This is a genomic window from Streptosporangium sp. NPDC051022 (assembly GCF_040683035.1).
Taxonomy (GTDB): Bacteria; Actinomycetota; Actinomycetes; order Streptosporangiales; family Streptosporangiaceae; genus Streptosporangium.
On the sequence record NZ_JBFBCF010000030.1, the window covers coordinates 109,341 to 117,146 of the forward strand.

Annotated in this window: 10 protein-coding genes; 6 read left to right on the forward strand and 4 right to left on the reverse strand. The window is 69.2% G+C overall.

Annotated elements, in window-relative coordinates; genetic code table 11:
• Positions 1 to 92 precede the first annotated feature (92 nt).
• From AB0N02_RS36335 to AB0N02_RS36355, 5 genes are all read left to right on the forward strand, one after another.
• The gene (locus AB0N02_RS36335; RefSeq protein ID WP_363956198.1) at positions 93 to 362 is read left to right on the forward strand and encodes a hypothetical protein; all 270 of its coding nucleotides are present in this window, start codon (positions 93 to 95) and stop codon (positions 360 to 362) included.
• A gap of 258 nt (positions 363 to 620) precedes the next feature.
• On the forward strand, positions 621 to 1,688 hold the full coding sequence (locus AB0N02_RS36340) for a hypothetical protein (protein ID WP_363956201.1): 1,068 nt from the start codon (positions 621 to 623) through the stop codon (positions 1,686 to 1,688).
• 108 nt (positions 1,689 to 1,796) lie between these two features.
• Complete coding sequence (locus tag AB0N02_RS36345; RefSeq protein WP_363956204.1) at positions 1,797 to 2,009, forward strand: hypothetical protein; 213 nt, start codon at positions 1,797 to 1,799, stop codon at positions 2,007 to 2,009.
• 494 nt (positions 2,010 to 2,503) lie between these two features.
• Positions 2,504 to 2,848 (forward strand): hypothetical protein, encoded by a 345-nt coding sequence (locus tag AB0N02_RS36350; RefSeq protein WP_363956207.1) that lies wholly within the window; start codon positions 2,504 to 2,506, stop codon positions 2,846 to 2,848.
• Positions 2,849 to 3,500: 652 nt separating this feature from the next.
• A complete protein-coding gene (locus AB0N02_RS36355) occupies positions 3,501 to 3,917 on the forward strand; it encodes a hypothetical protein (RefSeq protein ID WP_363956210.1) in 417 nt (138 codons plus the stop codon).
• Positions 3,918 to 3,988: 71 nt separating this feature from the next.
• Here AB0N02_RS36355 and AB0N02_RS36360 read toward each other — a convergent pair whose 3' ends face one another.
• The 4 genes from AB0N02_RS36360 to AB0N02_RS36375 all read right to left on the reverse strand — a co-directional run bounded on the left by AB0N02_RS36360 (position 3,989) and on the right by AB0N02_RS36375 (position 7,223).
• Positions 3,989 to 4,270, reverse strand: a complete 282-nt coding sequence (locus AB0N02_RS36360; protein WP_363956213.1) for a hypothetical protein — start codon at positions 4,268 to 4,270, stop codon at positions 3,989 to 3,991.
• The gene (locus AB0N02_RS36365; protein ID WP_363956215.1) at positions 4,267 to 4,665 is read right to left on the reverse strand and encodes a hypothetical protein; all 399 of its coding nucleotides are present in this window, start codon (positions 4,663 to 4,665) and stop codon (positions 4,267 to 4,269) included. The genes AB0N02_RS36360 and AB0N02_RS36365 overlap by 4 nt, the downstream gene beginning before the upstream one ends.
• A gap of 124 nt (positions 4,666 to 4,789) precedes the next feature.
• On the reverse strand, positions 4,790 to 6,553 hold the full coding sequence (locus AB0N02_RS36370) for a 3'-5' exonuclease (RefSeq protein WP_363956217.1): 1,764 nt from the start codon (positions 6,551 to 6,553) through the stop codon (positions 4,790 to 4,792).
• Between the two features lie 43 nt (positions 6,554 to 6,596).
• Positions 6,597 to 7,223 (reverse strand): hypothetical protein, encoded by a 627-nt coding sequence (locus tag AB0N02_RS36375; RefSeq protein WP_363956220.1) that lies wholly within the window; start codon positions 7,221 to 7,223, stop codon positions 6,597 to 6,599.
• Positions 7,224 to 7,474: 251 nt separating this feature from the next.
• Between AB0N02_RS36375 and AB0N02_RS36380 the strand changes: the two genes are divergently transcribed.
• A partial coding sequence (locus AB0N02_RS36380; RefSeq protein ID WP_363956223.1) for a DUF6313 family protein occupies positions 7,475 to 7,806 on the forward strand: 332 nt, incomplete at its 3' end.

Genomic DNA, 7,806 nt, shown 5'->3' on the forward strand with positions numbered 1-7,806 from the left:
ACATCAACTTTTCCGATTTCCCAGGCCAGAAGGGAGTAGCCGCCTTCATGCCCGCAACACCACGCACACACGACATCCCGGCAGACGCCACTATGACTCCCGAGGAGCTGATGGAGCTGGTCGGGGTCACCACCCGGACCACCCTGTGGCACTGGGACCGCAAGGGCATCGGGCCGATCCGGTACGCGATCGACCGGCGCACGACCCGCTACAGCCGCTCGGAGGTCCGGGCCTGGCTGCTGGCGGGCGCCAAGCGGACCCCCCGCGACTCCGAGCAGCAGGACCAGGCCGCTCCGGCCCGGGGGAGCAGGAAGAGCACGACGAGCAAGAAGGGTGGCGATGCGCACGCGGCAGGCAGTTGACCTCGTAAACGCAGGAAGGCCGTCCCCGGCAAGGGACGACCTTCCAAGGCCCAATTTGAGGGGGCCGGTCGCAGATTGGCGTCTGCGACGGCGATTCGCGGTCCTTGGCGGGACCGGCAAACCGACAAACCGACAAGGAGATCGTAGCAACATGATGTTCGCTGGGTTCGCGATGCCCGCGTGCGATTTTCCGCACGCGCATGCCCTCATCGAGGGGGTGAACCCCTGATGGCCGTCCGCTCGATCGACGATGTGCCCATGCCCGCCTGGGCTGAGCCCTACTTCACCCCTGCCGAGCTCACCCTGCCCGCTGCTCTGCGCTGGATGATGCTGCTGTTCCAGCGGACCGGCTGGGAGCCGTCCCGCAAGAGCGTGGCGCAGCGGATCTACATCGCCACCGCCTTCAAGAAGAAGGGCCAGGACAAGAAGTCCTGGCACAGCGAGGGGACGATGGCCCGGCACCTCGACATGTCCCGGCAGACCGTGAACGCCGCCACCCAGCAGCTGGCCGCCGAAGGGTGGGTGGTAAAGGTCCCCCGGCCCGGCCGTGCCAGCGAATTCTGGCCGTCGTGGCCGCCGGTCGACTGCCTGACCCCGAACGACGGCCCGGAGCGGTGCGCCATGCCGACCAAGGCCAAGACGCTGTGCACCCGGCGGGCCGGATGGGGCACCGCGACGCCCGGCGTCGGCCCGTGCGTGCGGCACGGCGGGCCCCCACCTGTCCAACCAGACGACACCCCCCAGGAGGACGACCAGGAGGTCGTGGACCCTGAGACCTGTCCAACCGTTGGACAGGTAGGTGTCCAACCAGACGACATCCACCTGTCCAATGGGACGACACCCCTGTCGTCTGGTTGGACACGAGTACATCAAGAAGACATCAGCGCAATTCATCACCGAGTAGACGCCGGGGTCTCGCCGTACGGCGCTGAGGTGGAAGTCCCCCAGCCGCGCTCCGAAAGCGAGATCAACGAGGAAACGTCCGCCGTCGAGAAGGAACACGCCCGCCTCGGCGAGGCCGTGGAAACCGTCATGCGCCTGACCTCCTGCAGCCGGGCCGACGCCATGGCGATGGTGCGCCTGATCGACCAGGAGAAGGCCGTCACCGACTGGCCGCGCTACCTCGCCTCGTTCACCCCCGGCGACCTTGCAGGCTGGCAGGCCCGCGTGCGGCCCGTCTCCACGCCTCCGCCCGCCCAGACAGTGCTGGCGGGCACCCCGCACGTCGAACCGTCCGGCGACACCGTCCCCGCTGCGCAGAGCGTGGCGGCCCTCCGGGCCCGCATGAAGTGGCACACCTTCCCCAGCTCGACCACGACGACGTAGGTCGGGGCGCCGTCCTACAAGGTCGGCTCCCCGCCAACCCACAACATCCGTACACCGCCGGGTTCGTTCCCGAGACAGGGGACGGGCCCGGCGGTCAGGCTCGACGGCATGAGCGATGACGAGAAGCTGGAGGATCTGGCTGTGCTGCAGGTCCGTGGGGGGATCGAGTTCACCGACGACGAGCGATTCCTGGTCGACGGGCGCCAGGTCGAGCCGGGCCGGTACCGGTTGCAGCTGCCGGATGGTGTGGAGATGCCGGTGCTGACTGTCGCGGGGGAGGACGAGGTCCTGACAGTGGTCTCCCTGGCGGACCTGAACTGACGAACTCCACCCGCCACGGAGTTCGCCCAGAGGGTCACGAACTCCGTGCCCCATGGAGTTCGGCGGTGCGGCCTGGGTGCGGTGGTCGAGGGGCAGGGCGGCGGCCGGGTAGTGCGGCGGGCGGCGCGGTCTGCCGTGGTGCAGGGCGGCGCGGGCCGGGACCGGCCGCCAGGGCCGCACGGCCCGGCCCGCTGGTCGCGGAGCACGGTGCGGGCAGACCACGCCGTGCGGCGGCGCGGCCGGGCCGCCGCCATTGACCTCCGATGGGGCTTTGTCAGCAACCCCATCCTGGGGCATAGCGGAAATCGGCAACAAGTGTGCAGAAACCGTCAACGACTTCTTAACTGCCAACAAGCATATTCAGGAGGTGCACAGTTGACGACTGCTTCGCCCAGGCACTCTTGCAAAGCAGACATCAGGAAGAAGCTTCTAGGAGCAACGCAAATACCTTATCCAAGCGAAACATCAGCTCCACCAATCGAAAGGATTGCAACATGCGTTTACTGAATCTTGTATCGGCAGTTCTTCTCGCTGGAGCGGTGCTGGGCGGCACGTCCGCAACAGCCCACGCCGCCACTGGCTGTGATGCATCGGCTGTTGGCTCCCGGGGTGCGGTTGCCTCTTGCTCCACCTACAACTCGAACAAAGACGAAGAAGCGCGGGTCGTCCTGAAATGCCGCAACTCGGCCGGTCAGATTTACTACGCCTACGGCCAGTGGGCAGACGGCTCCAGCTCCGATGCTTCCGGGGCATCGTGCTCCAGCCCGAACACTAGGGTGAGCTACTGGGGGCAGCTCCGTTGGTTCGACGGCGCGCAGTTCGTGTACTCGACCTTCTAACAACGGATCAGCCCCGAGCGAGCACGCGGTTTACATGCGCCCAAACTCGCCGCACATCCGGTCGCCCCGGGCGCGAGTTCTTTCGGCAACCGCGTCGACGAGCTCGGCGCCGAAAAGTGCCGACGCCTGGCGGCCGGGGTTCGTCGGGCTGCCCCCGGTGCTCGACCCCTCATAAGAACAATTCGGCAATGCTGCCCTTGCCGGTCATGGACAGGAACCGGCGACCGCTGCCTTATGGGGACATGAGCAAGATGAACAAGCCCAGGGCATCCCGGATCCAGTCTCTTGCGGACCGCAGCGGAGATCCGAAGTTGCAGGCGTTTGCGCGACGGGCGCAGTCCGCTGCGGACAGGTGGGAGCACAAGCGTCAAGTCAACGAAGACGACGGCGAGAAGTAGCGGGCCCGGATTCTTTCGGCAACCGCGTCGGCCAGCTCGGCGCCGCGAGTAGCCGGCACTTGGCGGCGCCGGTTCGTCGGGCTGCTCCTGGTGCTCGTCGGCGGCGGGGCTCGAGTTCTCTCGGCAACCGGCCGTCGAGGGCCTGGGCGTCGCGGGGCGGGACCGGCCGGAGAGCCGCAGCCCGGCCCGCGAACGCCAGCGGCCCGCCAGGGGCGGGCCGCCTTGAGGAATGTGAAGAAAGGTCTCATCCGATCTTGGTTGATCTGGTCTACCGTGCGCACATGACTGCTGTTTCCCCCAGCGCCGAATCGATCATCCGCGACGTCCGCCAGTTGTTCGCCCGTGTCGGGATACCGGAGCAAGGCAAGGGGCCTGCGGGGGGCTATCAGATCATGGCCCGTGGCGACAAAGCCCGTCTGCTGTGGTGGGCGGAGGCGAGTTTCGACGCCCAGTCGGGACACCGGGGGGTGGATCATCCTGATCATCCGCTGGTGCGGGTTGAGCGTGCCACCAGATCCGTTATGGAACGGGCGATGGCCGATGTGCTGTACGCCGCCGGGTTCGCTGTCGCGCTCGTTCCCGGTGTACCGAGCCGTGATGTGGACAAGGAAAAGGATCCCGAAGTCCTGGTGCTGGCCTCCCCTGAGTTCAAGGCGTGGACCAGCGACTGAGCACCTCAGGAGTGAACTCCTGGGAAGGCGGTGGCGCCCCGCCCCGTGGTTCAGAGGGGGCGGGGCTCAAGTCACAGCGAGGCTTGCAGGACCGGGATCACACTGGCGAACGGGGCCGACAGAGGCGGCGAAAGCTTTGCGCCGTCTGGAAGATGCCATCCGTGAGCAGTGAGGGCCTGCACGGCCCACCGGCTGATCTCCTGTGGAGGCAGGCCGCGCCGGGGCGGGAACAGCAGCTGCCCGTCCTGCTGCTCGGTGCCAGGCAGGTGCAACTGCCATCCTCCCGCCGCGCCGGGCCGACCGGCGATCCACCGCAGCAGCGCATACCCCTGCCGGGGACGGCGGCCGCTCACCGCTCCTCGTTCCGGCGAGGAGCAGACGGCAGGGCGCGGCGGCCAGCACCGCCGCGGCGCCGGGCTGGGAAGCGCTCATCGCCGTCGACGCGTTCCGCGCAGGCCTGAATCGCTGTTGGCCCAGATGCCCGGGTGGCGGGGATGACTTCGACATAGATGCGGGAGCCGGTGCCGCCGCGGGTTCCCAGCTCGACCGGGTCGCCCATGACGAGGTCGGGGCACTGGGCGATCCATGGCAGGAGGATCTCGGCCACCTCGGCGACGCGGGCCGCGTCGGTGGTGTGCATGATGCGAACCTGGACCATCAGGTCGTCCTCTCGGGTGGGATGGAAAGCCGGGGGCAATTCCGTCCGGGTTTTCCTCCCTCGTTTGAGGAGGCAAATCCGGAAGATCACGCGGGTGTTCCTTCGGGCGGACACCCCCACCCCCCCTTTTTTGGGAGTGGGGTTGGTGAAGTCGGCGTCGACTCCGCGAAAAGCTGTTGATCTTGGTTGGGGGTGGGTGGTGTGTGCTTCCAGGTCAGTTCGGGCGGGGCGTGCCGATCGCCTGGAGCACCCGCAGGGCGTCGCGGGCATCGCCCAGGGCGCGGTGGCCGCCGCCGAGAGGAAGCCACCGGCCGACACGTGCCCAGACCGAGCGGGCCTGCATCAGGCACTCCCACCGGGTCGCGGCGGGCAGCTCGGTCTGCTCCAGTCCGGCGTGGACGTGCGTGGCGGCCACGGCGGCGCGGTCGAAAGGGGCGTTGTAGGCCAGGATCCGCCGCCCGGCGACGGCCTCCAGGAAGCGGGGGAGAACCTCTCCCCACGTGGGGGCGTGCTCCAGTTCGGCGTCGGTGATGCCGTGCACCGCCCGCGCGCCGGGCTCGACCACCGCCCCGCCCGGATGGACGAGGGTGTCGAGCAGGACGCGGCCGTCGTAGGCGTCCAGGACGGCGATCTCGACCATGACAGCGCCGTGCAGGCCGGTGGTCTCGGTGTCGACAACCACGGCCTGCCCGGGGTGCTGGCAGTGCCGGGCCCACCGGATGACCTCGCCGACCTGGGTGCTCAAGGTGATCTGGTCGGCGTACCGGCGGGCGCCGTGGTGGGCGGCCAGCACCGCGGCGACTTCGCTCTTGGTGGGGTGGCCGTCCTCGCGGATCTCCCAGTCGATCTCCCACCGGTCGCCGGCGTTCCACCAGTGCGGCCAGACTTCCACCGCGTGGTCGGCGCTGAGCTGGGCGCAGAAGGCGCGCACGGCCGTCGCGCGGGTGGCGGGCAGGCGGGTGTGCTCACGCAGCGGGGAGACCTCCCCGGCCTTGACAGCGCGCACGGCCTCCCAGTCGACGCCGGGCACCTCCAGCACGTCCTCCACGTCCGCCGTCCGATACAGCGGCACCTCGACGGCCTTGCGGCGGCCGACCTCGCGGGTAACGTGCCGGGTGGGACGCACCCAACCGGCCGCGACCACGTACTCGAAATCGACCCTGCGCATCTCCAGGTGCTGCGCGGCCTGCTCCGGGCCGAGCAGTTGCTCGCGGCGGACCTCCTCCATCAGGTCCTCATCCCCGGACAGGGCGGCGATGTCGGTGCGGCGGTAGCGGCCGAACCGGCCGGTGGTGATGCCGCGCTCGGCGGCCACCCGGGCCAGGTCGCCCTCGCGCCAGTTCAGGAAGCGGGCGGCCTCGCGGGGTTCGATCGAGCCGGTCAGCCACGCGGTGCGCTCGGCCGCCACGTCGACCACCAGGTGGCGGCCTTCTTCGGTGGCGACCAGGGCCTGCAGGCGGCCGACGTCGTACAGCGCCCACTTCTTGTAGTAGTCGACGATCTCGGTGTGGCCCAGCTCGGCCAAGGTCAGAACGTCGTCGACGGCGACCTCCACGCCGGTCGCCTCGGCGAGCAACTCGGCGCACCGCGTGGCACCCAGCGGCTGCGGCGGGGTTGTGGCACGCAGCTGCTCGGCGCGGCCGATGATCTCCTCGGCCAGCGGCCGGGTCCAGAACTCGCCCCGGTCCGGGGCCGGGATCAGGTCGGCCTCCCAGGCGCGTTTCCAGTCGCCCCAGGACATGCCCAGCGCTTCGCGCAGCTGCTGCTCGTCCAGGTCGTCAGGGATCGCCTCCAGGATCTCCTGGCGGCGTGCGACCAGGTCGTCCACCACCGGCCCGGACCAGCGCGGCGTCTTCATGTCCGGGTCGGGCACGAGCCCGGCGGCGTGGGCGCGGGCGAACTGGTCGGCGGTGATGTCCATGGCCTGGACCAGCTGGGTGGCGGTGTGGGCGATGGTGCGGCGCGCGGGAACGCTCACCGGGGTCCTTTCTCGAAGGATGCAAGGACAGGGAGGGCAGGGGTCAAAACGGGGGGACGTCGCTGAACTCGGTTGGGTCTTCGGGGTAGGGGCCGCGCAGGCACAGCAGCGCCTCGGCGACCGAGTCGCCGTAGCCGGTGGCCACCTCGGCGCCCTGGTGATCGCGGGCGATCGCCACATAGAACGGGTCGTACGGCTCGTCCAGGACGTCGCCGTCCTCGCTCACCCAGCCGTCCTGGCCAGGGTCGAAAGACAGTGTGACCTCACACCCCTGTCGCAGCAGGTCTTCTACGGCGAGGCGGTCGGCGGGGGCGGGGCGGGCGGCCAGGCGGCGGGCGTCGATCAGTGCGGCCACCGGGGTGCGGTGGCGGGTCAGCAGCACAGCCGGGTACGTCAGGCCGGTGACCTGCCGGACCAGGGTGCCGAGTTTGGCGCGGGCCTCGCTGAGTGGCCAGGCGGGCAGTTCCGCGAGCGGTTCGGCGACCTCGGTCAGCGGGACCAGTGCGGCCCACTCCCAGTGTTCCCGGGTGATCAGCGCCGGGGTGCCGTCTTCGGCGGCGCGTACCAGCGGCCCCCACCGGGGGCGGGCTTGTTCGACGCCGAGGGCGGGTCCGTGCAGGGCGACCAGGTCGACGTAGCGGGCGGGGATGCGGTCGGGCGTGTCCATCACCCAGAAAACGTAAGGCGCCTTACACATAGTTTGCAAGGCGCCTTACGAAATAAGCGGGGATTCCAGGTCGGCGCATTCGCTGTGGAAGACCTCCCGCTGGTGAGGTCGGCTGTTCAGGTGTACGAAACCCGCGCAGCGAGGCCGGCCGCTCCCGTCAAGCCCATGCCCCGGCAGAGGGCTCCGGCACGGTTCGAGAACCGGGGCAGCACGATGGCCCTTGAAAGAATTGATCTAGCGATTACCGTCGAAACATGACGCCAGCAGCGCCGAAGCCTCCTTCCCGGATGCCTTTGCTGGCGCGATCCCGGCGGCGGGTACGGTCGCTGGCGGCGCTCAACAAGACCCGCTACTGGCTGCTGACCCGCGCGGCATGGTTCGCCGTGGCCTTCGTCGCGCTCTTCGCCGCGGACGGGCTGCTGATCGGCTGGTCGACCGCGTACGAGGTGATGATCGGCATCACCTCGCCCGCGGACGTCGGGGCGCCGTGGGTGAGCTGGGCGGTCTCGCTTGTGGGCTGGCTGATGATTCCCGCGTTCGTGGGAGGAACGGCCGGCTACCTGCTGACCCGTCAGATCGACGCTCG

Coding starts and splice junctions, on each gene's coding strand:
- AB0N02_RS36350 (WP_363956207.1), top strand. CDS start 2,504: ATGCGTTTACTGAATCTTGTATCGGCAGTTCTTCTCGCTGGAGCGGTG.
- AB0N02_RS36335 (WP_363956198.1), top strand. CDS start 93: ATGACTCCCGAGGAGCTGATGGAGCTGGTCGGGGTCACCACCCGGACC.
- AB0N02_RS36345 (WP_363956204.1), top strand. CDS start 1,797: ATGAGCGATGACGAGAAGCTGGAGGATCTGGCTGTGCTGCAGGTCCGT.
- AB0N02_RS36340 (WP_363956201.1), top strand. CDS start 621: ATGCCCGCCTGGGCTGAGCCCTACTTCACCCCTGCCGAGCTCACCCTG.